Origin of the sequence: Paracoccus jeotgali (assembly GCF_002865605.1) — a bacterium.
In the GTDB taxonomy this organism is placed as follows: Bacteria; Pseudomonadota; Alphaproteobacteria; order Rhodobacterales; family Rhodobacteraceae; genus Paracoccus; species Paracoccus jeotgali.
Map to the genome: position 1 here is coordinate 818,121 of NZ_CP025583.1, position 24,910 is coordinate 843,030.

33 protein-coding genes are annotated in these 24,910 nt (G+C 69.0%); 31 read left to right on the forward strand and 2 right to left on the reverse strand.

The features are described from left to right. The first annotated feature begins 23 nt into the window (after positions 1-23). From CYR75_RS04115 to CYR75_RS04150, 9 genes are all read left to right on the forward strand, one after another. On the forward strand, positions 24-230 hold the full coding sequence (locus tag CYR75_RS04115; RefSeq protein WP_045683641.1) for a DUF6511 domain-containing protein: 207 nt from the start codon (positions 24-26) through the stop codon (positions 228-230). Then, a complete protein-coding gene (locus CYR75_RS15955; protein ID WP_139206505.1) occupies positions 227-628 on the forward strand; it encodes a hypothetical protein in 402 nt (133 codons plus the stop codon). Before CYR75_RS04115 ends, CYR75_RS15955 begins: the two co-directional genes overlap by 4 nt. Next, positions 615-1,382 (forward strand): PD-(D/E)XK nuclease family protein, encoded by a 768-nt coding sequence (locus tag CYR75_RS04120; RefSeq protein ID WP_101498962.1) that lies wholly within the window; start codon positions 615-617, stop codon positions 1,380-1,382. The genes CYR75_RS15955 and CYR75_RS04120 overlap by 14 nt, the downstream gene beginning before the upstream one ends. After that, on the forward strand, positions 1,379-3,700 hold the full coding sequence (locus CYR75_RS04125; RefSeq protein ID WP_225972832.1) for an AAA family ATPase: 2,322 nt from the start codon (positions 1,379-1,381) through the stop codon (positions 3,698-3,700). The genes CYR75_RS04120 and CYR75_RS04125 overlap by 4 nt, the downstream gene beginning before the upstream one ends. 340 nt (positions 3,701-4,040) lie before the next feature. Beyond that, entirely contained in the window at positions 4,041-4,580 is a 540-nt protein-coding gene (locus tag CYR75_RS04130; RefSeq protein WP_225972833.1) for a hypothetical protein, read from the forward strand. Beyond that, a complete protein-coding gene (locus tag CYR75_RS04135) occupies positions 4,577-4,777 on the forward strand; it encodes a hypothetical protein (protein ID WP_071796301.1) in 201 nt (66 codons plus the stop codon). Before CYR75_RS04130 ends, CYR75_RS04135 begins: the two co-directional genes overlap by 4 nt. Further along, positions 4,770-5,150 carry a DUF6362 family protein gene (locus CYR75_RS04140; protein ID WP_018303644.1) on the forward strand — a complete coding sequence of 127 codons (381 nt, stop codon included), beginning with the start codon at positions 4,770-4,772 and terminating at the stop codon, positions 5,148-5,150. Before CYR75_RS04135 ends, CYR75_RS04140 begins: the two co-directional genes overlap by 8 nt. A 417-nt stretch (positions 5,151-5,567) precedes the next feature. Beyond that, complete coding sequence (locus CYR75_RS04145; protein ID WP_101498964.1) at positions 5,568-6,944, forward strand: site-specific DNA-methyltransferase; 1,377 nt, start codon at positions 5,568-5,570, stop codon at positions 6,942-6,944. Beyond that, a complete protein-coding gene (locus CYR75_RS04150; protein WP_090734990.1) occupies positions 6,941-7,165 on the forward strand; it encodes a DUF7220 family protein in 225 nt (74 codons plus the stop codon). Before CYR75_RS04145 ends, CYR75_RS04150 begins: the two co-directional genes overlap by 4 nt. Positions 7,166-7,218: 53 nt before the next feature. Here the strand turns inward: CYR75_RS04150 and CYR75_RS04155 are convergent, their stop codons facing one another. Next, positions 7,219-7,791, reverse strand: coding sequence for a DUF3489 domain-containing protein (locus CYR75_RS04155; RefSeq protein WP_090734992.1), 573 nt, complete (start codon positions 7,789-7,791; stop codon positions 7,219-7,221). Between the two features lie 95 nt (positions 7,792-7,886). Continuing rightward, on the reverse strand, positions 7,887-8,159 hold the full coding sequence (locus CYR75_RS04160) for a hypothetical protein (protein ID WP_036751164.1): 273 nt from the start codon (positions 8,157-8,159) through the stop codon (positions 7,887-7,889). Between the two features lie 111 nt (positions 8,160-8,270). On the opposite strand from CYR75_RS04160, the gene CYR75_RS04165 reads away from it, so the two are divergent. The 22 genes from CYR75_RS04165 to CYR75_RS04260 all read left to right on the forward strand — a co-directional run bounded on the left by CYR75_RS04165 (position 8,271) and on the right by CYR75_RS04260 (position 24,903). Then, positions 8,271-8,867 (forward strand): hypothetical protein, encoded by a 597-nt coding sequence (locus CYR75_RS04165; protein WP_101498965.1) that lies wholly within the window; start codon positions 8,271-8,273, stop codon positions 8,865-8,867. Beyond that, a complete protein-coding gene (locus CYR75_RS04170) occupies positions 8,815-10,818 on the forward strand; it encodes a phage terminase large subunit family protein (protein ID WP_101498966.1) in 2,004 nt (667 codons plus the stop codon). Before CYR75_RS04165 ends, CYR75_RS04170 begins: the two co-directional genes overlap by 53 nt. An 85-nt stretch (positions 10,819-10,903) precedes the next feature. Beyond that, positions 10,904-11,110 carry a phage head-tail joining protein gene (locus CYR75_RS04175; protein WP_101498967.1) on the forward strand — a complete coding sequence of 69 codons (207 nt, stop codon included), beginning with the start codon at positions 10,904-10,906 and terminating at the stop codon, positions 11,108-11,110. Beyond that, positions 11,110-12,666, forward strand: coding sequence for a phage portal protein (locus CYR75_RS04180; protein ID WP_090734999.1), 1,557 nt, complete (start codon positions 11,110-11,112; stop codon positions 12,664-12,666). Before CYR75_RS04175 ends, CYR75_RS04180 begins: the two co-directional genes overlap by 1 nt. A 4-nt stretch (positions 12,667-12,670) precedes the next feature. Then, the gene (locus CYR75_RS04185; protein ID WP_101498968.1) at positions 12,671-14,713 is read left to right on the forward strand and encodes a prohead protease/major capsid protein fusion protein; all 2,043 of its coding nucleotides are present in this window, start codon (positions 12,671-12,673) and stop codon (positions 14,711-14,713) included. A gap of 80 nt (positions 14,714-14,793) precedes the next feature. Next, the gene (locus tag CYR75_RS04190) at positions 14,794-15,129 is read left to right on the forward strand and encodes a DUF2190 family protein (protein ID WP_101498969.1); all 336 of its coding nucleotides are present in this window, start codon (positions 14,794-14,796) and stop codon (positions 15,127-15,129) included. After that, a complete protein-coding gene (locus CYR75_RS04195; RefSeq protein WP_101498970.1) occupies positions 15,129-15,440 on the forward strand; it encodes a head-tail joining protein in 312 nt (103 codons plus the stop codon). The genes CYR75_RS04190 and CYR75_RS04195 overlap by 1 nt, the downstream gene beginning before the upstream one ends. Further along, a complete protein-coding gene (locus CYR75_RS04200) occupies positions 15,437-16,066 on the forward strand; it encodes a DUF6441 family protein (RefSeq protein ID WP_101498971.1) in 630 nt (209 codons plus the stop codon). Before CYR75_RS04195 ends, CYR75_RS04200 begins: the two co-directional genes overlap by 4 nt. Before the next feature lie 34 nt (positions 16,067-16,100). Further along, the gene (locus tag CYR75_RS04205) at positions 16,101-16,667 is read left to right on the forward strand and encodes a hypothetical protein (protein ID WP_090735085.1); all 567 of its coding nucleotides are present in this window, start codon (positions 16,101-16,103) and stop codon (positions 16,665-16,667) included. 5 nt (positions 16,668-16,672) lie between these two features. Continuing rightward, the gene (locus tag CYR75_RS04210) at positions 16,673-17,092 is read left to right on the forward strand and encodes an acyl-CoA transferase (RefSeq protein ID WP_090735009.1); all 420 of its coding nucleotides are present in this window, start codon (positions 16,673-16,675) and stop codon (positions 17,090-17,092) included. A gap of 24 nt (positions 17,093-17,116) precedes the next feature. Further along, positions 17,117-18,055 (forward strand): phage tail tube protein, encoded by a 939-nt coding sequence (locus CYR75_RS04215; protein ID WP_090735011.1) that lies wholly within the window; start codon positions 17,117-17,119, stop codon positions 18,053-18,055. After that, positions 18,055-18,510 (forward strand): hypothetical protein, encoded by a 456-nt coding sequence (locus CYR75_RS04220; protein WP_090735013.1) that lies wholly within the window; start codon positions 18,055-18,057, stop codon positions 18,508-18,510. The genes CYR75_RS04215 and CYR75_RS04220 overlap by 1 nt, the downstream gene beginning before the upstream one ends. Before the next feature lie 83 nt (positions 18,511-18,593). Continuing rightward, a complete protein-coding gene (locus tag CYR75_RS16330; protein ID WP_158644569.1) occupies positions 18,594-18,737 on the forward strand; it encodes a DUF7697 family protein in 144 nt (47 codons plus the stop codon). Beyond that, positions 18,730-21,147 (forward strand): phage tail tape measure C-terminal domain-containing protein, encoded by a 2,418-nt coding sequence (locus CYR75_RS04225; RefSeq protein WP_090735014.1) that lies wholly within the window; start codon positions 18,730-18,732, stop codon positions 21,145-21,147. The genes CYR75_RS16330 and CYR75_RS04225 overlap by 8 nt, the downstream gene beginning before the upstream one ends. Continuing rightward, positions 21,147-21,773: a DUF2460 domain-containing protein gene (locus CYR75_RS04230; protein ID WP_090735016.1), complete on the forward strand. Its 627-nt coding sequence runs from the start codon at positions 21,147-21,149 to the stop codon at positions 21,771-21,773. The genes CYR75_RS04225 and CYR75_RS04230 overlap by 1 nt, the downstream gene beginning before the upstream one ends. Further along, positions 21,770-22,120: a hypothetical protein gene (locus CYR75_RS04235; protein WP_090735018.1), complete on the forward strand. Its 351-nt coding sequence runs from the start codon at positions 21,770-21,772 to the stop codon at positions 22,118-22,120. The genes CYR75_RS04230 and CYR75_RS04235 overlap by 4 nt, the downstream gene beginning before the upstream one ends. Beyond that, complete coding sequence (locus tag CYR75_RS16585) at positions 22,113-22,244, forward strand: hypothetical protein (protein ID WP_264080903.1); 132 nt, start codon at positions 22,113-22,115, stop codon at positions 22,242-22,244. The genes CYR75_RS04235 and CYR75_RS16585 overlap by 8 nt, the downstream gene beginning before the upstream one ends. 4 nt (positions 22,245-22,248) lie before the next feature. Next, complete coding sequence (locus tag CYR75_RS04240; RefSeq protein ID WP_101498972.1) at positions 22,249-22,908, forward strand: lysozyme; 660 nt, start codon at positions 22,249-22,251, stop codon at positions 22,906-22,908. Between the two features lie 5 nt (positions 22,909-22,913). Then, positions 22,914-23,144: a hypothetical protein gene (locus CYR75_RS04245; protein ID WP_101498973.1), complete on the forward strand. Its 231-nt coding sequence runs from the start codon at positions 22,914-22,916 to the stop codon at positions 23,142-23,144. A gap of 204 nt (positions 23,145-23,348) precedes the next feature. Next, positions 23,349-23,591, forward strand: a complete 243-nt coding sequence (locus CYR75_RS04250) for a hypothetical protein (protein WP_158644570.1) — start codon at positions 23,349-23,351, stop codon at positions 23,589-23,591. Further along, positions 23,588-24,472, forward strand: a complete 885-nt coding sequence (locus tag CYR75_RS04255; RefSeq protein WP_101498975.1) for a DUF2163 domain-containing protein — start codon at positions 23,588-23,590, stop codon at positions 24,470-24,472. Before CYR75_RS04250 ends, CYR75_RS04255 begins: the two co-directional genes overlap by 4 nt. Continuing rightward, positions 24,469-24,903, forward strand: a complete 435-nt coding sequence (locus tag CYR75_RS04260) for an NlpC/P60 family protein (RefSeq protein ID WP_101498976.1) — start codon at positions 24,469-24,471, stop codon at positions 24,901-24,903. The genes CYR75_RS04255 and CYR75_RS04260 overlap by 4 nt, the downstream gene beginning before the upstream one ends. Positions 24,904-24,910: the final 7 nt, after the last annotated feature.

Sequence of the window (24,910 nt, forward strand, 5' to 3'; positions counted from 1 at the left end):
GCTTGGCGCGGGAGCGTTTCGCCATGGTTGACCTGACCGAGGAAGAGCGCGCCGCGATCACCGCCACCATGAAGCGCGTCGCCCTGCTGATGGACGAGATCGGCTGGGCCACCCCGCTTGCCGATCTGACCGAGGCGCAGGTGCGCGCGCTGATCGAGGAAGCCGTCGAGGGCTTCCGCGAGGCCATGTCCGACATCGCCCGGGCGCAGACGCCGGAGGTGCCGTTTTGACCAAGCTCTGCACGAAATGCGGCGTCAAGAAGGACGTCTGCGAGTTCGGACGCCGCCGGCTCAGTCCCGATGGTCGGCAGACCTGGTGCCGGGATTGCCGCCGGGAATACCAGCGTGCCTATGCGCAGAACTTCCGCAATCCCGAGAAGCATCGGGAGGCGCAGCGTCGCTATCGCCTGCGCCACGCCGAGAAATATCGGGCCCACAGCATCGTCAGGCGTGCCGTCAAGGCTTGTCGGATCGTCGTGCCGGTCTGGTGTCAGCGATGTGGCTGCGTGACCGACCTCGAAGCGCATCACCACGACTATGACGCGCCGCTCTCGGTCGAATGGCTCTGCTCGACCTGCCACGGGCTCGCCCACCGCAGCTACGAGGGAGGACAGCATGCTGGACTATAACCGCCGCCCCAGCTTCGCTGACCGGGTCAACGCCGCCGTCGATCAGGCGCTCACCGCCGATCAGGCCATGCGGCCGCCCCGCGACTACCTCGGCGGCTCGCGCCTCGGCCATGCCTGCGAGCGGGCGCTGCAGTTCGAGTTCACGGCGACGCCGAAGGACGAGGGCCAGGACTTCTCGGGCCAGTCGCTGCGCATCTTCGCCATCGGCCATGCGCTCGAGGATCTGGCCGTCGCCTGGCTGCGCGGCGCGGGCTTCGACCTCTATACCCGCAAGGGCAACCGGCCCGATGGCGGCCAGTTCGGGTTCTCCGTCGTGGGCGGGCGCATCCGCGGTCATGTCGACGGCATCATCGCTGCGGGGCCCGAAGGCTTCGAGCTGGCCGTTCCCGCTCTCTGGGAATGCAAGACCATGAACGCCAAGAACTGGCGTGCCTGCGTCAAGGACGGCGTGACGAAATCCAAGCCGGTCTACGCCGCCCAGATCGCGCTCTATCAGGCCTACATGGAAGGGACAGTCCCCGGCATCTCGGCCGCGCCTGCCGTGTTCACCGCGATCAACAAGGACACGGCCGAGATGCACCACGAACTGGTGCCCTTCGACGCCGATCTCGCGCAGCGCATGTCCGACCGGGGCGTGCGGATCCTGCAGGCGACCGACGCGGGCGAGTTGCTGCCGCGCATCGCCACCACGCCCGACTTCTTCGAATGCCGCTTCTGCCCGTGGGCCGAGCGCTGCTGGGGGCTGCCGGCATGAGCGACGACGGCATCCTGCACTTCAACCCGTGGATGGACTTCAACGACGGGCCGCCGTCCGAGAACCCCTTCGGCTGCGACCCTGATCCCGAGCAGATCGCCGTGTTCCTCGACACCGTGTTCAGCTGGTGCGAGGGGCTGATCCCGCTACGCGGCTTCGTCGACAAGGGTCAGGGCCGGGACGGCAAGCCGCACAACATCTGGATCCCGGGCGACGACAGCGCGCCCGAGAAACTCGCAACCTTCGCCGGATGGGCGAACCGCGAGGGTGCCGCCGTCTATGTCATCCCCGGCACGGTCGAGGAACAGGGCCAGGCACGCGCCGCCGACGTGCTGCAGATGCAGGCCATCGTCGTCGATCTCGACGCGGGCGATATCCCGGCCAAGCTCGACCATGTCACCCGCCACCTAGGCGCGCCCACGCTGATCATCGAGAGCGGCGGGCGGACGCCCGAGGGTGCGGCCAAGCTCCATGTCTGGTGGAAACTGACCGAACCCGCCGAGGGCGAAGATCTGACCACCCTCTGCCGCCTGCGCGGCGAGATCGCCGTGAAGGTCGGCGGCGACACGCATTTCCGCTCGGCGCACCAGCCGATCCGGGTGCCCGGCACCGTCTATCACAAGCACGGCCACCAGCGCCTCGTGCAGATCCGCGAACAGCGTGACGTCGAAGTCGACCTTGCGGACTTCGCCGAGAAGGTCGCCGAGATGCCGCCGCTGCCCGGTGTGGGCTTCGAGAGCCACGTTGCCGCGCCGACCGCGAAGCCCGGCATCGACGCGGTGCTCACGACGCCGGTGCGCGAAGGCGCGGTTGACGACTGGTCCCGGTTCCAGGGGGCCAGCGCCGCCATCGGCCATTACGTGCGCCTCGTGCACGAGGGTCGCCTCGACCCGTTCGCGGGCTGGGAGGCGATCTGCGGCTACAACGCCGCCATGCTGCGCCCGTCCTGGCCGCTTGATCGGCTGAAGGCCGAGTCCGAACGGCTCTGGGCGCTGCATGTGAAGCGCAACGGTCCGCCGCTCCTGCGCGCAGCCCACATCGATGCTCCGGCCAGCCCGCTGCCGACATTCAGCCTCGGCGCGCTGCTCGACGACACCAGTCCGATGCCGGAGGACATCATCGGCCCCCGCGTGCTGACACCTGGCGGGCTCCTGGTGCTGGGCGGCGCGCCCAAGGTCGGCAAGAGCGACTTCCTGATCTCCTGGCTCGTGCACATGGCGGCAGGCGTGCCCTTCCTCGGCTTCACGCCGCCCCGGCCGCTGCGCGTGTTCTACCTTCAAGCCGAGATCCAGTATCACTATCTGCGCGAGCGCATGCAGCAGATCGCGCTGCCCGCCACCGTGATCGCCGCCGCGCGCGACACCTTCATCGCCACCCCGAAGCTGAAGCTGCTGCTCGACGCCGAGGGCGTCGCCCGCGTGGCCGAGGCGATCCGGGTCGCATTCCCCGACGCGCCGCCCGACATCATCGTCATCGACCCGATCCGGAACCTCTTCGACGGTGGACCAGACGGCGGCGGCGAGAACGACAACACCGCCATGATGTTCTTCCTGAAGGACCGGGTGGAGCTACTGCGCGAGGCGGTCAATCCGGACGCGGGCGTCATCCTCGCTCACCACACCCGCAAGGCCAGCAAGCACCAGGTCAAGGACGATCCCTTCCTCGCGCTCTCCGGCGCTAGCGCGCTGCGCGGCTTCTACACCTCCGGGCTGCTCATGCACCGGCCCGACGAGGACAGCACCGTCCGCAGGCTGGAAATCGAACTGCGGAACGGCCCCGCGCTGCCGGGCAAGCTGATCGACAAGGTGAAGGGCGAATGGGTCGAGCTGAACCCGATGAACGAGCGCCTGGTGCGCAAGGAGGTTGGCGCCAAGCTCGATGCCGAGCGGCTGCGCAAGCACGATGTCATCCTCGGCATGCTGCTGGATGAGGCGGCGAGCGAGCGCCTCTACACCGCCATGCAGTTCGCCGAGACCTTCGAGAACCGTGGCGGTCTGGGCAGCAAGCACACCATCCGCGAGCGCCTCAGCGTGCTGGCGACCAAGGGCTTCGTGAAGTTCCTGCGCGACCCCTCGGGGTTCGGCTTCCCCATCACCCGGTCGCGGTTCGGCTATCTCTGCGTCGAGGGCATGCAGTTCGGCGCGCCTGTCGAGGATGTCGATCCGGACACCGGCGAGGTCACCACAAGCGCCCGTCCGGTCCTGCCCAGCCACTTCAAGTGCCCCCAATCCGGGCTCTGCCTGCAGGTCGAAAACCCCGCCGTCTGGGTCTACCCGGAGGGGCTCGAGGACGACCTAACTCATATGAGTGAGGCCTGACTCATATGACAGCGCCAACTGTGCACTCAACGAAATCAACGGGTTACGGGCAAATAAGAGTTAGGTCCCTCACTCATGCCCGAAGACTTCATGAAGTCTTATTCCGCAATGATTTCAGCCACTTGTTCTCCCCGGAACAGTTAGGTGTCAAACCCCCATACTACGTATGGGAGGGCCACCCCGCAGGGTTGGCCACTCCTCCCATACGTCTGGGCCAGCCGCGCGCGCCGCCGTGACGCTCCCTTGCGCTTCCCGATCCGACGACGGCGGCCCCGTACCGCCAAGCACCAGACCGCCGTCGTCTTCCACCACCACAGGCCACCGGCAAAGGAGACCCATCATGGCTCAGCCGACTCTGATCCCGAATTGCGACGGCGCAAGGTTTGAATCGCTGCCGCTCGACGCCCCCCGCAACCGCTGCATCCTCGCGCTCGACCTCGGCACCTCGACCGGCTGGGCGATCCGCGGCCACGACGGTCTGATCACCAGCGGCACCGTCTCGCTGCGCCCCGGCCGCTTCGACGGCGGCGGCATGCGCTATCTGCGCTTCACCAACTGGCTGACCGAGATCGACCGGCTCTCCGGTCCTGTCGCCGCCATCTGGTTCGAGGAAGTCCGCCGCCACGCTGGCACCGACGCGGCCCACATCTACGGCGGGCTGATGGCAACCCTGACCTCGTGGGCCGAGCTGCGCGGCGTGCCCTACGAGGGCGTCCCGGTCGGCACGATCAAGCGTCATGCCGCAGGCAAGGGCAACGCCGACAAGGCCGCCATGGTCGCCGCCGTCCGCGCCCGCGGCTTCAGCCCGGTCGACGACAACGAGGCCGACGCCATCGCGCTCCTGCTCTGGGCGATCGAGACGAACGGAGGTGTCGCATGAGATGGCATCCCCACGGCTACGGCGGTCGGCGCCGGGATCCCGAGCAAGTCAAGCGCGAGGGCTGGCGGGAACAGGGCGTCCTCGCGGTCTCTGCCGATGACGACCGCCTCACCTGGCCCGAGCGTGAACTGGTACGCCAGCTGGGCGAGAAGCTCTACGGACCGCGCCCGTCCGACAGGGAGGCGCGCCATGGCTGATCGCGAATGGACCGCCGACTGCGTCGCCGATCATTTCGAGGAGGCGTTCCGCACCCTGCGCAAGCTGCCGCCGGTCAAGGCGCAGGGCTACTTCAACACCTGGCCCGACATCGTGCGGACCAGCCGCGAGATCGCGGCGATGGAGCCGCAGCCGATGCGGGTCTGGCCCTCGGCCGCCGCGATCACCCGGCTCGAGCAGACATTCGACTGGGTGCTCTGGATCGAGGAGGCGGAACGCAAGCTGGTCTGGTCGCGCGCGGCCCGCGTGCCGTGGAAGCAGATCAGCGGCGAGCTGGGCTGCGACCGCACGACCGCGTGGCGGCGCTGGCAACTGGCCCTGACCAAGATCGCTGCGCGGCTGAATGCGCAGTGACTCCAATGTGTTGCAACACTTTTTCCTTCGACATCTGCAACAGATCCATGCTATTCCGAAGGCAAGATGGGGAGAGTGCGCTGGAAAGCTCGCTCTCCCCTTTGCGTTGACTGGGGCCTTCTGGACCCCGGTATCCAGCGAGGGTCCGGCCGGGGTCCAGCCCACGGCAGTTTCCGGTTCCTTCTGGGCGATATTCGTATGCTGGCGGGCGAAGCGCGGGACATCGCCAGCGAGTGGCCTCGATTTTTGGGAAGCCACCCGGAAGCCAGCGCCGCCTGAACCCGCCGGAAACACTGCAAATTCAAACCCTTGAAGCTGGACACCCCTAGTGGCCGCTGGACCCCGCGTGGAGTCCAGTCTGGACCCCGGAGTCCGGAAGCCAGGGGTATCCATCCTGATCCGAGGAATGACCCGACGATGACGCTGAGTTTTGCCCCGGATCGGATCGAGATGTGGCCGCTGGCCAAGCTCCAGCCCTATGCCCGCAATGCCAAGGCGCATGGCGCGGACCAGGTCGCGAAGATCGCTGCCAGCATGGCTGAGTTCGGCTGGACCGTGCCGTGCCTGGTGGCCGAGGATGGTGAACTGATTGCGGGTCATGGCCGGGTGCTGGCGGCAACGCAGCTGGGTCTGACCGAAGCACCGGTCATCGTGCTGGGGCACCTAACCGAAGCGCAGCGGCGGGCATACCGGATTGCGGACAACAAGCTGACCGAACTCGGAACGTGGGACGAGGCGCTGCTGTCGGCCGAACTGAACGACCTGCTGGCCGAGGATTTCGACCTGTCGCTGGTCGGTTTCTCCGACGGCGAGTTGGACAAGCTGCTGGCCTACGTCGCGGAAGACGACGGTGAAGAAGGTGGCGCCGGGGGCTCCGTGCCGCCGGTGACCATTCCCGAGCCGCCGCGCAATCCGGCATCGCGAACGGGCGACCTGTGGATCCTCGGCGATCACCGACTGCTTTGCGGCGACAGCACCAGCGTTTCCGATGTGCGCCGCCTGATGAATGGCGAGCGGGCGATCCTGTTCGCCACCGACCCGCCGTATCTTGTGGATTACGACGGCTCGAACCATCCGACCCGCAACAAGGACTGGTCTGCGTCCTACGGCACGACCTGGGATGACAGTTCGCAGGGGGCCGAGCTTTACGACGGCTTCATCGCGGCCGCTGTCGCCGAGGCGATCACCGAGGATGCCGCCTGGTACTGCTGGCACGCTTCGCGCCGCCAGGCGATGCTGGAGGCCTGCTGGGAAAAGGCCGGGGCCTTCGTCCATCAGCAGATCATCTGGGTGAAGGACCGCGGGGTTCTGACCCGCTCGCACTACCTCTGGAAGCACGAGCCCTGCTTCATGGGCTGGCGCCGTCCGAACCGCCCGCCGAAGGTGGCCGAGCAGACGCTGCCCTCGACCTGGGAGATGCCGTCCTTCGCCAAGGACGAGCGCCCCGACCACCCGACGCCGAAGCCGCTCGACGCCTTCGGCATCCCGATGCGCCAACATGTGGCGCGCGGCGGCCTCTGCTACGAACCGTTCTCCGGCTCGGGCTCACAGATCATGGCGGGCGAAGCCAATGGCCGCCGCGTCTTCGCGATGGAAATCAGCCCGGCCTATGTCGATGTCGCGGTGGAACGCTGGCAGGCCGAGACCGGGCGCGACGCGATCCTCGATGGCGATGGACGGACCTTCGCTGAGGTGAGAACCGAGCGGCTGGGCGACGACGCCGATGCCCCGGCCGATGCGCCAGCAAAGGACGCAGCCCCCGAACCCGCGCGAAAGCGCAAGTCCGCCGCATGAAGCAGTCACGCTTCATGTCTCTGGTCGAGTTCGTCGCCAACGTGATCGTCGGCTACGGCGTCGCGGTCATGACGCAGATCCTGATCTTCCCGATCTTCGGCCTGCACACGACGCTGGCGCAGAACCTGAAGATGGGCGCCATCTTCACTATCGTGTCGATAGCGCGTTCCTTCGCCTTGAGGCGGGTGTTCGAGGCGATCCGGATGCGGACCGCCAAATGATCGACCGCCGCCCCGGCGGGACGGCGGCCATCGACTTGTCGGCGTCCGGCGCGTCAGGCAGCGGGGAGTTTGTAAACGCGCCCCCGGCTCTCGACCTTCTCCGAGGTCACCTCGAGCCCGAGTTTCTTCTTCAGCGCCCCGGCCATCGCGCCGCGCACCGTGTGAGACTGCCAGCCCGTCGCGGCCATGATCTCCTCGATGGTCGCGCCGTCCGGCGCGCGCAGCATGGCGATCAGCGTGGCCTGCTTGGTGCCCTCGCGGGGCGTGCGCGCCTTGGGCGCGGGTTTTGGTTCAGTGGGGGTGTTCGGCGCGGGCTGTTCGCTCGGCACGTCCGTCGCGCCCGCAGGCGCGGTGTTCGCGTCCTCGGACTCAATCCCGATGGCGGCGAGGCCTGCGTCGGTGGCGACCAGCGTGACGCCGTGGCCGTCACCGGTCTCGCGCCAGACGGGTTCGCCCTTGCGCATGTCCGCGTCGGCCTCCTGCAGGAAGCCCTTGGCGAGCATCGCGCCGACCACCTTGGCGGCAGCGCCGCCGCGCAGGCTTTCGGGCAGCGGCAGGGCGCTGCGGTCCTCGCGCCGTGCGGCAGAGCTGAGGATGATGGCTTGGGTGTCGGAAAGCTTGGTCATGGGGTCGTCTCCGTATTCGGGTCCGCGTCATGCGGCGCCTTCTACGACCACGAGCCGCGCGGGGCGCGCGGCGGGAGTTCCGGCAGCGCCGGAGATCAGCGGGCGTGTTCGCCCTCGCCGAAGGCGCTGTCGGTGATGCGCTTCAGGAGGCTGGCGTAGTGTTCGAGGGTACCGACCATGGCCCAGCCCGCCTCGTCGGGGGCGCAGTTGAAATGGTCGTCGCTGAGTGCCTGCAGGCGGGCGAGCATCTCGTCGATCTCGGCCTTCTTGCCGATGAAGGCCGCGAGCGCGGCTTCCTTGTTCCGGCGCGCCTTCTCGGCGCGGAGTTCGTGGCGCGGGGTGGTGATCGGGTTCAGGCGCGTGGTCATCGTGGTGGCTCCTTGGTGAGTTGCATCGCTTCGCTGGAGTGACGTTCGCTCTCTCCGCAGCGCTTATCAACTCGACAAGCGCATGATCTTGAATGATAATCGGAGCCGCCGATGCAGGGCATGAGCGAGCGCCAGTACGCCGCCCATGTCGGCCTGTCGCGGGGCGCGATCCAGAAGGCGAAGACGGCCGAGCGCCTGATCCTCTATCCCGACGGCAGCATCAACGCCGCCGCCAGCGACGCCCGGCGCGCCGAGACGACGGACCCGTCGAAAACGAGAAAGCCGCCCATGCCGAAGCTGAAGCGTGTCCCCGAGGCGGCGGTGGCCGCCGTCGGCGACACGCTCCGCGAACAGGGACTGGCGGTCCCGGCGGTCGGCGGCGGCACGACCTTCCTGCAGGCCAAGACGGCGAACGAGGTGCTGAAGGCGCAGGAACGGCGCATCCGGCTCCAGAAGTTGAAGGGGGAGCTGATCGAGCGGGCCCGCGCCCTGGCGCTGGTGTTCCGGCTGGCGCGGGAGGAACGGGACGCATGGGTGAACTGGCCCCCGCGCGCGGCGGCGCTGATGGCGGCAGAACTCTCGGCCTCGTGCAGCGACGCGACGGGTCAACAGATCACCGTGGAGCCAGCCGCGATGCAGAAGGTGCTGGAGAAACATGTACGCGCCCACCTCGACGAACTCGCCGAGGTCCGGCCCGACTTCCGGTGATGATGATGGCCTGACCGATTTCGACGGCGCGGGTGAGATCCCGCGTGCCTGGGGCAACGGGCTGCGGCCCGACCCGGACCTGACCGTCTCGGAATGGGCGGACCGGCACCGGATGCTCTCGGGCCGAGCCTCGGCAGAACCCGGGCGGTATCGCACGGTGCGCACGCCCTACATGCGCGAGATCATGGACCGGCTGTCGCCCGGCGATCCCACGCAGCGGGTGGTGTTCATGAAGGCCGCGCAGGTCGGGGCGACCGAGGCGGGCAACAACTGGATCGGGTTCGCCATCCACCAGGCGCCGGGTCCGATGCTGGCGGTCCAGCCCACGGTCGAGCTGGCCAAGCGCAACTCGCGCCAGCGGATCGACCCGCTGATCGACGAGAGCCCGGAGCTGCGGGAGCGGGTGAAGCCCGCCCGGTCGCGCGACGCGGGCAATACCATGCTGTCGAAGGAATTCGCAGGCGGCATCCTGATCATGACGGGCGCGAACTCGGCGGTCGGGCTGCGGTCCACTCCGGCGCGCTACATCTTCCTCGACGAGGTCGACGCCTATCCGGCCTCGGCCGATGAGGAAGGCGATCCGGTCACGCTGGCCGAGGCGCGGTCGCTGACCTTCGCCCACCGGCGCAAGGTGCTGCTGGTCTCGACGCCCACCATCCGTGGGCTGAGCCGGATCGAGCGCGAGTTCGAGGCGAGCGACCAGCGCCGGTTCTTCGTGCCGTGCCCGCATTGCGGCGCGATGCAGTGGCTGAAGTTTGACCGGCTGCGCTGGCAGAAGGGCCGCCCGGAGACGGCGGAATATCACTGCGAGGGCTGCGACGCGGCAATCGCGGAGCACCACAAGACGGCCATGCTGGAGGGCGGCGAATGGCGGGCGACCGCCACGGCGGCCGATCCGACCACGGTCGGGTATCACCTCTCGGCGCTCTATTCGCCGATCGGCTGGCTGAGTTGGGAGCGGATCGTGCGGGCATGGGACGCGGCTCAGGGGTCGGACGAGGCAATCAAGGCGTTCCGCAACACGATCCTCGGCGAGACATGGGTCGAGACCGGGGAAGCGCCCGACTGGCAGCGGCTCTACGACCGGCGCGAGCGCTGGACATCCGGCACGGTGCCAGCGGGCGGGCTGTTCCTGACGGCCGGGGCCGACGTGCAGAAGGACCGGATCGAGGTCGATGTCTGGGCCTGGGGGCGCGGTCTGGAAAGCTGGCTCGTCGATCATGTCGTGATTGAGGGCGGGCCGGACCGGCACGACGCGTGGTCGGAGCTGACGGCGCTGCTGGATCGAAGCTGGCCGCATGAACGCGGCGCGCATCTGCGGATCGCGCGGCTCGCCATCGACACCGGCTACGAGGCCCCGGCGGTCTATTCCTGGTCGCGGGCGCAGGGGTTTGGGCAGGTGTCGCCGGTCAAGGGCGTCGAGGGGTTCAACCGCTCGAGCCCGGTGTCGGGTCCGACCTTCGTCGATGCGACCGAGGGCGGCAAACGCCTGCGGCGTGGCGCGCGGCTCTGGACCGTGGCGGTGTCGACCTTCAAGGCCGAGACCTACCGCTTCCTGCGGTTGGCGCGGCCGACCGAGGAGGACATGGCCCAGGGGGCGGCACTCCCGCCAGGATCGGTGCATCTGCCGCATTGGGTCGAGAACGAGTGGCTGAAGCAGTTCGTGGCCGAGCAGCTGGTGACGGTGCGCACGAAGCGCGGCTTCGCCCGGCTGGAATGGCAGAAGCTGCGCGAGCGCAACGAGGCGCTGGATTGCCGGGTCTATGCCCGCGCCGCCGCCTGGATCGCGGGCGCGGACCGATGGCCCGACGACAAATGGCGCGACCTCGAGGATCAGCTCGGGGCCGCCCCCACCGACACCGATCCCGCCGGGCAGATCAACCGGCCGGGACAGGCCCCACAGGGCAAGCGCCGCTCCGACTGGCTCGGGCGGCGCGGAGGGTGGTTTTGACATGGTGAGGACCGGTCCGCGCAGCGGACGCGAGGCTCCGGTGGAGCGTCGCGAGGGACGAACGCACTGAGCGGGAGCGAAGGGCATGAACTGGACGGAAACGGAGCTCTCGGCGCTTCGCCGGGCCTACGCCAGCGGCACGACCCGGGTCAGCTATGACGGCAAGTCGGTGGACTACGGCTCGGCCGAGGATCTGCTCGCCCGCATCCGCACCATCGAGCGCGCCATCGCCGGGACAACCCGACCGCTGCCGGTGGCTGGGCTCGCGGGCTTCTCGCGCGGGGACCGGTGATGTCGGCGACCTGGCTCGACCACGCCATCGCATCGGTGGCGCCGCGCATGGCCGCACGTCGCGTTATGGCCCGGCAGGCCTTCGAGACCCTGACGCGGGGCTATGACGGCGCCGCGCGCGGGCGGCGCACCGAAGGCTGGCGCGCGCCGGGATCCTCGGCCGACACCGAGATCGGCGTGGCCGGGGCGCTCTTGCGTGACCGGATGCGCGACCTCGTGCGCAACAACCCGCATGCGGCGAAGGCCGTGGCGGTGCTGGTGAACAACATCGTCGGCGCGGGCATCATGCCCCGCGCCGCCAGCGGCGACGACACGCTGGACCGCAAGGTGGATACGCTGTTCGAGCGCTGGACGGCGGACTGCGACGCCGATGGTCAGCTCGACTTCTACGGCCTGCAGACGCTGATCTGCCGCGAGATGGTCGAGGCGGGCGAGGTCCTGGTGCGCCGCCGTCTGCGGCGAGCGAGCGACGGTCTGCCTGTGCCGCTGCAATTGCAGGTACTGGAGGCCGACTTCCTCGACGCCACCAAATCCGGCGCCCTCGGCGCGGGGCGGCTGGTGCAGGGGATCGAGTTCGACCCGGTCGGCAAGCGCCGGGCCTACTGGCTTCATGCCGAACATCCGGGCGATGCCTATGGCGCCTTGCAGAACGGTCTGCAGAGCCGCCCGGTCCCGGCGACCGAGATCGCCCACATCTATGAGAAGCAGCGCACGCAGGCGCGCGGCGTCCCGTGGGGCGCGCCGGTGATCCGGTCCTTGCGCGATCTCGACGACTACGAGGTGGCGGAACTGGTCCGCAAGAAGACCGAGGCCTGCGTCACCGCCATCGTCTTTGGCGACGACGAGGCGCAGCAGGGCATCGCGCCCTCGGTGGTCGACGCCGATGGCAACCGGGTCGAGCAGTTCGAGCCGGGGCTGATCGCCTATGCGCGGGGCGGCAAGGACATCCGGTTCAACCAGCCCTCCGCCACCGGTGGCTACGGCGAATACAAGCGCGCCAGCCTGCACACGATCTCGGCCGGGTTCCGGGTGCCCTACGAGCTGCTGACCGGCGACCTCAGCCAGGTCAACTATTCCTCGATCCGGGCGGGGCTCGTCGAGTTCCGCCGCCAGATCGACGCCGTGCAGTGGCAGCTCTTCATTCCGATGTTCTGCGCACCCGTCTGGCGCTGGTTCACGGAAGCCGCGTGGGCGGCGGGGCAGATCCCGTCGCCGACCGTGCCGGTCGAATGGTCGCCGCCAAAGTTCGAGGCGGTCGATCCGCAGAAGGACGCGATGGCGAACCTGCTGTCGATCCGCTCGGGCACCATGACGCTGGCCGAGGTGATTGCGAAACAGGGCCGCAACCCGGATGCGGTGCTGGCCGAGATCGCGGCGACCAACGCCAAGCTCGATGCGCTGGGGCTGGTGCTCGACAGCGATCCGCGCCGCGTCACGAAAACCGGCAGCGCGCAGACCGGCGATCCGGCGAACGATCCCGCCGCTGACGACACCACCGCCGACGACCCAGCTGCCGACGCGGACAATGACCCGGCGCAGGCCGACCAACAGGACTGACCCCATGGACACGATGATCGAACTGCCGGCCATGCGCCGGTCGGCGGAGCTTGCGCCGAACACGGCCGATGCCGACAGCCGCACCGTCGAGGTGGTCTGGTCGGCCGGGGCCCGCGTCCGCCGCGCCACCTTCTTCGGCGAGCCCTATGACGAGGAGCTGAGCCTCGACCCGGCCCATGTCCGCCTCGACCGGCTGAACGCGGGCGCGCCCTTCCTCAAGGTGCACGAGCTCGACACGCTGGATGCGGTGATCGGCTCGGTCGTTCCGGGCTCGGCGCGGATCGAGAACGGCCGCGGCATCGCGCTGGTGCGGATCTCCGAGCGCGCCGATGTCGAACCGATCTGGCGCGACATCCAGGCCGGGCACATCCGCGCGGTCTCCATCGGCTATCAGGTCCACCGCTTCGAGGTCTCGAAGCCCGAGGCCGCGCGCGAACTCTGGCGCGCGGTGGACTGGACGCCCTTCGAGATCTCCGCCGTCGCGGTCGGCGCCGACCCGGCAGCGGGCTTCCGCGCCCAGCATCCCCTTCACGACTGCGTCCTTTACCGCCGGGACGCCCCCACAGAGCAAGGAGCATTCCCGATGACGGACAAGACCCAGACCCCGGCCAGCGACGACGCCAAGGCCACCAGCACCAGCCAGCCGACCGAGCCGGTCGAAACCGAGGAGACCCCCATGACCGACGACAAGACCGGCGCGGCCGAGGCGCAGACGCGCAACCAGCCGAAGCCCCAGAAGCCCGAGGTCTCCGAAACCGACGCCATCGCCACCCGCGCTCGCGAGGCCGAGCGCGACCGCGTCTCCACCATCTACGATCTGGCCGGGCGGCTGAACCTCGAGCGCGGCTTTGCCGAGGATCTGGTCAAGCGCGGCGTCAGTGTCGATGAATCCCGCCGACTGATCCTCGATCAGGTCGCCGCGAAGTCGGACGAGACCCGGACCTTCCCCCATGTTTCCGTCCCCCTCGGCGGCCGGGACGAGCTCATCACCCGCCGCGACGCGGTGGCGAACGCGCTCTTGCACCGCTACAGCCCGACGCTGTTCCCGCTGGAAGACGCCGCGCGCCAGTATCGCGGCATGACCCTGCTGGAGTTGGCCCGCGAAAGCCTCGGCAATGCGGGCGTGAACACCCGCGGCCTCTCGCGCGACGAGGTGGCGACGCGGGCACTGCATTCGACCTCCGACTTCCCCGAGATCCTGTCGGCCGTCACCAACAAGACCCTGCGGCAAGCCTACGAGGCCTATCCCCGCACCTTCATGCTGTTCTGCCGCCAGGTGCTGGCGACCGACTTCAAGGCGATGCACCGGGTCCAGCTGGGCGAGGCCCCTCAGCTGCTCGAAGTCGGCGAGAGCGGCGAGTTCAAGCGCGGCACGCTCGGTGAGAGCAAGGAGAGCTACAAGGTCAAGACCTACGGCCGCGTGGTCGCGATCACCCGCCAGACCCTGATCAACGACGATCTCGACGCCTTCACCCGGATCCCGGCGATGTACGGCAATTCCATCGCGCAGCTGGAAAGCGATGTGGTCTGGGGGATCATCACCTCGAACCCGGCGATGGCGGACGGCAACGCGCTGTTCCACACCACTCACAAGAACCTCGCGGGCACCGGCGCGGCGCTCGATGTCGGCAGCGTTGGCGCGGCACGGGCGGCGATGGCCAAGCAGACCGGCCTCGACAAGAAGACGGTGCTGAACGTCCGCCCCGCCTTCCTGATCGTGCCCGCCTCGCTGGAGCTGAAGGCCGAGCAGCTGGTCGCCCAGAACCTCGTGCCCGCCGCGACGTCCAGCGTGGTGCCGCAATCGATCCGCACCCTCGCGCCAATCAGCGAGCCGCGCCTCGACGCCGCCAGCGAGACGGCCTGGTATCTGGCTGCCAGCCCGAACCAGATCGACACCATCGAGTACGCCTATCTCGAGGGTCAGCAAGGCGCCTACATCGAGACGCGCAACGGCTTCGACGTCGACGGCGTCGAGATCAAGTGCCGCCTCGACTTCGGCGCGAAGGCCATCGACTGGCGCGGCCTCTACAAGAACCCGGGCGCGTAATCCGCACCCCGACATGCTGAACCCTGACACACGGGCGGTCCTGACGGGCCGCCCTTCGTCTTTCCACAAGGATCACCCCCATGAAAAACTACGTCCAGCCCGGCAACACTATCACCCTGACCGCGCCCTATGCCGTTGCCTCCGGCGATGGCCTGCTGGTCGGTTCCATCTTCGGCATCGCCGCCGGGGACGCCGCCCTCGGCGAGCCCGTCGAGACCGCGCTCGTCGGTGTCTTCGACATCACCAAGGTCGGCTCCCAGGCATGGACCGTCGGCGCTAAGGTCTATTGGGACGACACCAACAAGCGCTGCACGACCGTGGCAACCGACAACACCCTTGTCGGCGTGGCGGTCGAGGCGGTGGCGAGCGGCGCGGGCGACACCATCGGCCGGGTGCGCCTGAACGCAACGTTCTGATGAGCGCCTTCGCCGCCGCCGTTGGCGCGCTCTTCGCCGACCCGAACATCGGCCGGGACGCGGTCTACATCGCCGATGGCGGCGCGCCCGTTCTGGTGCGTGCCGTCGCCCGGCGTGCGGATGTCGTCTCCGACTTCGGCGATGCGCGCCTCTGGTCCGAGACCACCCGAATCGACCTGCGCGTCGCCGAGGTGGCGACCCCGCGCCCCGGCGACCGCATCGAGATCGACGGCGACGCCTTCCTCATTCAAGGCGAGCCCGCCCGCGACCGCGAGCGGCTGGTCTGGACAGTGGACTTGCGCCCTGCATGAGACTGAAGCTCGACATCGATCCCGACATCGTCGCGATGATGGCGGCCGAGGTCGCGGCGGGCGAACGCGCGGTGACGGCCGCCATGCGCGAGGCCGGGACCGGGCTGAAGAGCGCATGGCGGTTGCAGATCACTGGCGCGGGGCTCGGCACACGGCTGGCCAACTCGATCCGGAGCCAGAACTTCCCGAGGTCGGGCGAGAGCCTGGACGCCGCAGCGCTGGTCTGGTCCAAGGCCCCGGTCATTGTCGGCGCACACGATACCGGCCCGCTGATCCGCTCGAAAGACGGGTTCTGGCTGGCGATCCCGCTGCCAGCCGCAGGCAAGTCCCTGCGGGGGGGCAGGATCACGCCCGGCGAATGGGAGCGCCGCCGTGGCCTGCGCCTGCGCTTCGTCTATCGCCGGACGGGTCCGAGCCTGCTGGTGACGGAAGGACGGCTGAACACGAAGGGCCAGGCGGTGGTGTCGCGCTCGAAGACCGGGCGCGGCAAGGTCACCGCGCCGATCTTCCTGCTGGTTCCGCAGGTCAAGCTGCCGAAGCGGCTCGACCTCGCGCGGGATGCAGACCGGACGTTGAACAGCGTGCCGGGGCTGATCGTGGCGAATTGGGTGGAGGGGAGGCTGTAGATGGCCTAAGCCGAAAGAAATGGCGGAGTTATCCATGAGGTCAGAAACTGTTCTCGAGAGATTGCTTGAATCTCCCCCGGTCAGATTGAACGCGTTGCCTACCGATCAGGGCATATATGCCTTGTACGATCATGAAGGCGTGGCCCGCTACATCGGAGTGACAGAGATGGGTCTGAGAAGGCGGATCCATGACTACCATGTTGGTGGAGATGGAAATAGCCACAAGTTCTCCACGATATACAATGCGGGGCGCATGTTTCACACGCGGGGCGACCTGTTTACACATGCTGGAGACGGGCGCGCTGCAAAAGAGCTTCGACGTATGTTTTCGAGAAGATATTGCAGTGCAGTCGGTATGCCTCTGCAACATTGTTCGAAAACAGAACTCTACGCTCTCGAAACTCAAGTTAGGCGGATTGCGCCGAAGCATGCGCTTAGTTGGAATGACGCTCGCGCGCTGGATGCTTACGAGCCAACAGAGCTTCTTAACGAATTTCTCAAAGAGATTAGTTGGCCATCTGCAAAGTCGGAGGCCATTGCGCGACAAGCTGGACGTTGGGGCCAGAAGGTAGCCGCAGCAACAGCCTCTGGTGACGTGTAACTTTCATGCCCACCCCGCGCGAAACCATCCTCGCCGCGCTGCACGCGCGGCTCTCGGTGCTGCCCGCCACCGCCCTGCGCGGTGAGGTGCTGCCCGAGCGCGTGCCGGCCGAGGGGCTGCTGATCCTGCGCGATGGCGAGCCAGGGGAGCCGGAGGTCACACTGTCGCCGCTACACTACCATTATCAGCACCGCGCCGAGATCGAGGCGGTCGTTCAGGGCGCCGACCGTGACGCCGCCTTCGACACGCTGACCGCCAGCGTCGGCTCGATGCTTGCCGCCGACCGCACGCTGGGCGGGCTCTGCGACTGGGTCGAGGCGAAAGCGCCGCGGCCGGTCGATCTGCCGGTCGAAGGCGCGGCGAGCCTGAAGGCGGCCGTCATCCCGGTGGTGCTGCACTATTCCACGGCCGACCCGCTGGCCTGACCCAACCGACCACAGGAGACGAACATGGCACGAGCCCAAGGGGCGCGGGCGCTGATGGCGCTTGCGTTCGAAACGACCTATGGAACGCCGCCCGCCAGCGGCTTCACCCGCATGCCCTTCGCCAGCACATCGCTCGGCGCGGAGCAGCCGCTCCTCAACTCCGAGCTTCTCGGCTACGGACGCGACCCGCTGGCGCCGATCAAGGACGCGGTGACGGCTGACGGCGACGTCGTGGTGCCGCTCGACGCAGAGGCCTTCGGCTTCTGGCTGAAGGCGGCGTTCGGCGCACCGACCACCACCGGCACCGGCCCCTGGACGCACGAGTTCCAGTCGCGGTCCTGGACGCTGCCCTCGATGTCGATCGAGACCGGCATGCCCGAGGTGCCGCGTTACGCGATGTATTCCGGCTGCGTGCTCGACCAGATCACCTGGCAGATGCAGCGCTCCGGCCTGCTGACGGCAACTGCGCGGCTGGTCGCACAGGGCGAGACGGTCGGCACGACCACCAGCGCCGGGACACCCGCCGCGCTGGAGCTGAAGCGTTTCGGGCATTTCAACGGGGCGATCACGCGCAACGGGTCCGCCCTCGGCAACGTGGTCTCAGCCGAGATCACCTACGCCAACAACCTCGACCGGATCGAGACGATCCGCTCGGACGGCCGCATCGACGGCGCCGACCCGTCCATCGCCGCGCTGACCGGCCGGATCGAGGTGCGCTTCGCCGACCAGACGCTGGTGACGCAGGCCATCAACGGCGAGGCCTGCGAGATGGAATTCGCCTACGTCCTCCCCTCGGGCGAAAGCTTCACCTTCACCGTGCACGCCGTCTACCTGCCGCGCCCGCGCATCGAGATCTCGGGTCCGCAGGGCGTCCAGGCGACGTTCGACTGGCAGGCCGCGCGCGACAGCGTCGTCGGCCGGATGTGCACCGCCACCCTCGTGAATGAAGTGGAGACGTATTGATGCTCACGCTCGACCTGACCAACGCGCCGCGCTGGCACGACGTCGCCCCCGGCGTCCGGGTGCAGCTGCGCCCGCTGACCACGGCGCTAATGGTGGCGACCCGGAGCGATCCCGCCGTCGAGGCAGTTCCGGAAGAAGCCTCGGACGAGGAACGCGCCGTCGCTTTCGCGAAGGCGCTCGCGCGGCGTGCCGTGCTCGCCTGGGACGGCATCGGGGACGCGGATGGCAACGTGATCGACCCGAGCCCGGAGGCCATCGACGCGCTGCTCGATGTCTGGCCGATCTTCGAAGCCTTCCAGCTGACCTACGTCTCGAAGGGTCTGCTGCTGGAACAGGAAAAAAACGCCTCCGCGCTCTCGCCGAATGGTCCTTTGGCGGGGGCGAGCGCTACTGCGAAGCATGCGCACCCTACGAGGGCCGCGAGCAAGCCTGCCCGGACTGCCCGGCGCGGCTGAACCGTCCGGCAACGCCAGAGGGTTGGCAGGTCTGGGACCTTGTCGGCCGACTCGGCGGCCAACTGCGTGTCCTGCCCGGCGCGGTGACCGGCTGGGACATGTCGGCGGCGCTCGCGCTCGGTGACGCACTCGGCGTGCCGCCGCTCGCCATGGCCGAACTGCTGCCTGTCATCGAAGCGGTGATGGTCGCCAAGCTCAACGAGCAGATGGAGCACTCCCATGGCTGAGAAGAGGGTCAGCGTCCGCCTCGCGGCCGTGGGCGGACGGCAGGTGCGCGCCGAGCTGGAAGGCGTGGGCGAGGCCGGGTCGCGCGGCTTCGGACGGCTGAGCCGGGAGATGGAGGCCGCGAACGCGAGGCTAGCGGCATTTTCCCGTCGCGTTGCCGTAGCCGCTGCCGCCGCAGTTGCAGCTGCCGCCGCGGCGGGCGTGGCGATGATCCGCTCCGGTCTGCAGACGGTCGATGCGCAGGCCAAGCTCGCCCAGTCCCTCGGCACCACCGTCGCCTCGATCCAGACGCTGGAGCGCGCGGGCGAGCTGGCTGGTGTGTCCATGTCCGGCATCGAGCAGGCGACGAAGGACCTGACGCGGCGACTCAGCCAGGCTGCCGCCGGGACCGGCCCCGCCGCGGACGCGCTGGACCGGCTCGGCCTCTCGGCCGCCGACCTGATCGCGCTGCCGCTCGACGCGCGCGTCGGCGCGATCAACGCCGCGATCGAAAGCTTCGTCCCCGTCGCGGAGCGCGCGGCCGTCGCCGGCCAGCTCTTCGGCGAGGAAGGCTCCATCGCCATGAGCCGGATCGACACCGCGACGCTGCGTCAGGCAACGGAGGACGTCCTCGCCTTCGGCGTCGTTGTCTCGGAGCAGGACGCGGACCAGATCGAGCGGACGAACGATGCGATCTCCCGGCTCGGGCTGATCTGGCGCGGGCTGGCGAACCAGCTGGCCGTCGCCGCGGCGCCTGCGCTGGAAGCCGTCGCCAGCGCCATGGCGGCGGTCGCCAGCCGCACCGGACCGCTTGGCATCGCGATCCGCGGCCTCTTCGACAACATCGGTCGCCTGACCACCTATGCCGCCACCTTCGCCGCCTTCCTCGCGGGACGCTGGGTGGCGGGGATGGCCGCTGCGGCCCTGTCAGTTCGCGGCCTCGCCACCGCGCTCGTCGTGTTGCGGGGCGCGCTGATCCGCACCGGCATTGGGGCGCTGATCGTCGGCGCGGGCGAGCTGGTCTATCAGTTCACCCGCCTCGTCTCCGGCGCGGGCGGGTTTGGCGAAGCGATGTCGCTCTTGAAGGACGTCGCCGTCGAGGTCTGGGAGCGGACCCGGATGGGCGCAGCGGCTGCAGGCGCGGCCGCCACGGCGATGTTTTTCGACCTGAAGGCGGACGCCGCCTCGGGCATGCAGAGCGCCATCGAGAGCGTCGTGGGTTTCGGCAACACCGCCGCGAACACGTTCGAGGGCGCCTACGAGGCGATCAAGGCGATCTGGGGTCTGCTGCCCGCCGCCATCGGCGATCTGGCGTTCCAAGCGGCCAACAGCCTGGTCGACGGCGTCGAGGCGATGCTGAACGGCGTGGTCGCGCGCATCAACAGCTTCATCGGCGGCATCAATCAGGGGCTGGAAGCGCTGGGGTCGGAGCGCCGCATCGCGCTGGTGCCGGACCTCGACCTCGGCGAGATCGAGAACCGCTTCGAGGGTGCGGCGACGGCCGCGACCACCGCCGCGCAGACGGCGTTTGACCGGGCGTTCGAGGACAACCCGCTCACCGCGCCCGATCTCGGCCTGACCGAGGCGGCGAACAGGGCGCTCGAGTCCGCCAACCTTTACCGCAGCGCGGCGCGCGACCTGGCGGAGGGGGCCCGTGCGCCCCTCGAAAGCTGGCAGGCCCTGCGCGATGCGGTGCGCGGCACCGATGAGGACGGAGCCGATGCGCTGACCGAGGCCACCGGTGCGGCCGAACGACTGGAGACGGCGCTCGGCGATGCAGGTCGCGCGGCGACAGGTGCAGGCGCGGCGGCCGGGGCTGCTGCTGCGGCAGCAGAGCCCGTGACCGAAGCTGCCGTCACCGGTTGGCAGGCCGTCACGGCGGCGCTGTCAGATTACGCCAGCAAGGCGCGCGAGATCGGCGGCGATATCGGCCAGAGCCTCGTTGGCGCCTTCCAGTCGGCCGAGAACGCGGTGGGCCAGTTCGTGAAGACCGGCAAGCTGAACTTCCGCGATCTCGTCACCTCGCTGCTCGCCGATCTCGCCCAGCTCGCGGCGCGGCGGTTCATCCTCGGGCCGATCGCCAATGCGCTCTCGGGCGTGTTCTCCGGTGCTGGCGGCATCTTCGCAAACGTCCTGCATGCGGGCGGGATGGTCGGATCGGCCGGCCCCTCGCGCTTGGTTCCGGCCCCGGCCTTCTCCGCCGCGCCGCGGATGCATGGCGGCGGCATGGCCGGACTTCGCCACGACGAGGTGCCCGCGATCCTGCAGCGGGGCGAACGGGTTCTGTCTCGACGCGAGGCTCAGAGCTACGGCGCGGGCGGCGGGGTCAACGTCACCATCATGGCGCGTGACGCCGAGAGCTTCCGGCAATCGCGCACGCAGGTCGCGGCGGACATCGCCCGTGCGGTCTCGCTCGGGCGGAGGGGCATGTGATGGCGTTTCACGAGGTCCGGTTTCCCGACGACATCAGCCGCGGTGCCCGCGGCGGGCCGGAGCGGCGCACGCAGATCGTCGAGCTTGCGTCGGGCGACGAAGAGCGCAACGCCAGCTGGGCCAATTCGCGCCGCCGCTATGACGTCGCCTATGGCATCCGCCGCGCGGACGATCTGGCGGCCGTGGTCGCCTTCTTCGAGGCGCGGAACGGTCGGCTCCATGGCTTCCGCTTCAAGGACTGGGGCGACCACAAGTCCTGTCTACCCTCGGGCACGGCATCGCCCACCGACCAGGCGATCAGCACCGGCGACGGCGCAACGACCGCCTTCCAGCTGGTGAAGCGCTACGCCTCCGGGGCGCAGTCCTGGGCGCGCGCCATCGCCAAGCCGGTGGCGGGCACCGTGCGCATCGCCCTCGGCGGGGTGGATCAACCCTCCGGCTGGTCGGTCGACACCACGACAGGTGTCGTCAGCTTTGGCGCGGCACCGGGCGCAGGCGTCGCGATCACCGCGGGCTTCGAGTTCGACGTGCCGGTCCGCTTCGACACCGATGCGCTCGACGTGACGCTCGACCTCGAGCGGCTCGGCTCGATCACCTCCATTCCGCTTCTGGAGATTCGGCGATGAACGACACCGGCAGCTTCGTCGCCGCCGTGTTGCGCGAGCTCGCGGCCTCGACCGCCGTGATCCTCGCCGCCTGGGGCGCGCTCGGCGGCGCCACGAACGCACTGACCACGAGGATGCGGCTGCGCGATGCGCTGCGGCACATCCTGCTCGGCGGGCTAATCGCGGCCGGGATGGGGAGCCTCTCCATGGCCGTGATCACCGCCTGGCTCAGCCTTCCGCCCGAGGCGATCCCTGCGGGCGGGGCGGCGGGCTCGGCGGCGTATCTCGTCGGGGTCTTCGGGCCGGCCTTCATCGAGATGCTGCTCGCCCGGCTACGCCGCGCCAACGAAGGCGACGGCGATGAATGAGCTTCTCCGCCTCGCGCGCTTCCTCCGCTGCGAACCCACCGATCCCCGGCAGGCCTTCCGCCACCGCCTGGCGGTAGGCTTCGCCGTCGCGACGCTGATCCTGATCCTCTCGCTTCTCCGGTAATCTCATGCACATGACCGACCGGGGCCTGCTGGCCCTCGTCCGGCACGAAGGACTCGTGCCCGGGCCCTATCTCGATGTGAAACAGGTCTGGACCTTCGGCATCGGCCACACGGCCGCGGCCGGGCCCCCTGATCCGGCCACCATGCCCCGAGGCATGTCCGCCGATCTCGACGCCGGCATCCGCGAGGCCTTCCGGGTATTCCGCGCCGACCTGGCTGCTTACGAGGCGGCCGTCCTGCGCGCCGTGAAGGTGCCGCTGGCGCCGCATGAATTCGATGCGCTGGTCAGCTTCCACTACAACACTGGCGGCATCGTCAAGGCCGCGCTGACCCGACATCTCAATGCCGGAAATCGCGTTGCAGCCGGCAACGCGTTTCTGAACTGGCGGCGACCGGCCTCCATCATCCCCCGCCGGGAGGCCGAGCGCGACCTGTTCCGCCATGGTCGCTATCCCCGCGGCACGATCCCGGTCTGGTCCGTGGATCGCACGGGCCGCGTGGACTTCTCGCGGCCGATCCGTCGACTGACCGAGGATGAGGCGCTGGCGCTGCTGCGGCGGTCGCCGCTGCCGAGGCCGCCGGTCCTCGACCCCGCACCCGACATGCCGACCGGCTGGCTCGCCCGGCTGGCCGTCTTCTTCGCCACCCTGATCCGGAGGGCCTGATCCCCATGCGCTACGTTCGTCCCAACTCGCTCACCTGGTGGGCGGGACTGCTCGCCATGCTCACCGGCATCGCCTCCCTCGCGCTGCCCGCCACCGGGTCGCTGGGGGAACTGTCCCGGCTCGTCGCGCTGCTCGCCGGCTCTGGCGATGCCTCGCCTGCGGGGCTGATGTTCCTCGGTCTCGGCCTGATCGGTCTGCGCGACCGGATCGAGCGCGGGTTCCGCGGCGATGCTTGAGTTCCTCGCCGGTCTGTTCGTGGGTGGCTGCCTCGGCGTCTTCGTCACAGCCCTCTTCGTCGCTGCCCCGCGCGGGGAGCGGGACGATGGCTGACCTCCTGATCTGGCTGGTCGCGGCCTTGGGCGCGATCGGAGGCGTCGTTCTCGGCCGAGTCTGGGGGCGCGCGGAAGGGGGGCGCGCGGGCAAACGGGAGGCGGAACGCGATGCTATGGAAGACAAGAACGAGCGCGTCGAGCGCGGGCGGGATGCGGTTCGCGATGGTCGCGACGCTGGCGATCCTGCTGACCGGCTGCGCCGCAACGATGGGCGCTGGTGACGCGGGTTGCGCCTCCTATGCCGAGGCGCGGCTCGCCCGACCGCCGGTCGAGATGGTCAGGGAGGTGCCGCCCGCATGGGCGGATTGGATCGCCGATCTCGACGACCGCATGACGGGAACCTGCCGATGAAAACCCTTGCGCCCGCGCTGCAGGCCCATCTCGACGATGGCACGACGACGCTCGCCTGGTGCTGGCGGATCACGCGCGCCGACGGGATGGCCTTCGGCTTCACTGATCACGACCGGAGGCTCAGCTTCGATGGCACCGACTTCGAGCCCGAGAGCGGGCTCACGGCCTCAGAGGTCCGTTCGGGCTCGGACCTGTCCGTCGACGCGCAGGATGCCGAAGGCGTGCTGACCTCGGACCGGATCACCGAGACCGACATCCTCGACGGACGCTGGGACAACGCCGAGATCGAGGTCTGGCGCGTGAACTGGACCAACACCGGCCAGCGCGTGCTGATGCGGCGCGGGGCGATAGGCCAGATCCGGCGTGGGCGGCTCGCCTTCGTCGCGGAGGTCCGCTCGCTCGCGCATGTGCTGGGCCAGACAGTCGGGCGGACCTTCCAGGCGACCTGCGATGCCGCGCTCGGGGACGCCCGCTGCGGCGTCGACCTGGAGGATTCCGCCTACAAGGGCACGGGCACCGTCATCGATCTCCTGCGCGACAGGGCCTTCACCGCCTCGGGGCTCGGCGGGTTCGCTTCCGGCTGGTTCACCTTCGGCACCATCGAATGGACGAGCGGCGCGAACGCGGGGCGGCGCACCGAGGTGCTGGGCCATGACGTAGCGGACGGCATCGCCGTGCTGACCCTGCTCGAGGCGCCGGTGCGCGCGATCGCCGAAGACGATGTCTTCACCATCCGCGCGGGCTGCGACAAGCGGATGGAGACCTGCGGCGCGAAGTTCGCCAACACCGCCAACTTCCGCGGCTTCCCGCACATTCCCGGCCAAGATGCGGTGCTGCGCTACGCCACCAAGGATGGCGGCCACGAAGGGTCCGTGTTGTGATCTCCGCTGATCCCCAGCGCGTCATCACCATTGCGCGGGCCTGGCTCGGCACGCCGTATCACGACCAGGCCAGCCTGTGCGGTGTCGGCTGCGACTGCCTCGGGCTGGCCCGGGGCGTCTGGCGCGAGGTCGTCGGTCCCGAGCCGTTCCCGATCCCGCCCTACTGTCGGGACTGGGGCGAGACCGGACCGCGCGAGGTGCTGGCCGAGGGCGCGCGGCGCATGATGATCAAGGTCTCGCCCGCCGAGGCTGGTCCCGGCACGCTGGTGCTGTTCCGCATGAAGCCCCGCGCCATCGCCAAGCATGTCGGGATCGTGACAGGTCCCAACCTCTTCCTCCACGCCTACGAGCGGCTCGGCGTGATCGAGGAACCGCTCACGCAGTCCTGGCGACGGCGCATCGCCTTCGCTTTTCTGTTCCCGCAACGCTGAGATCCAC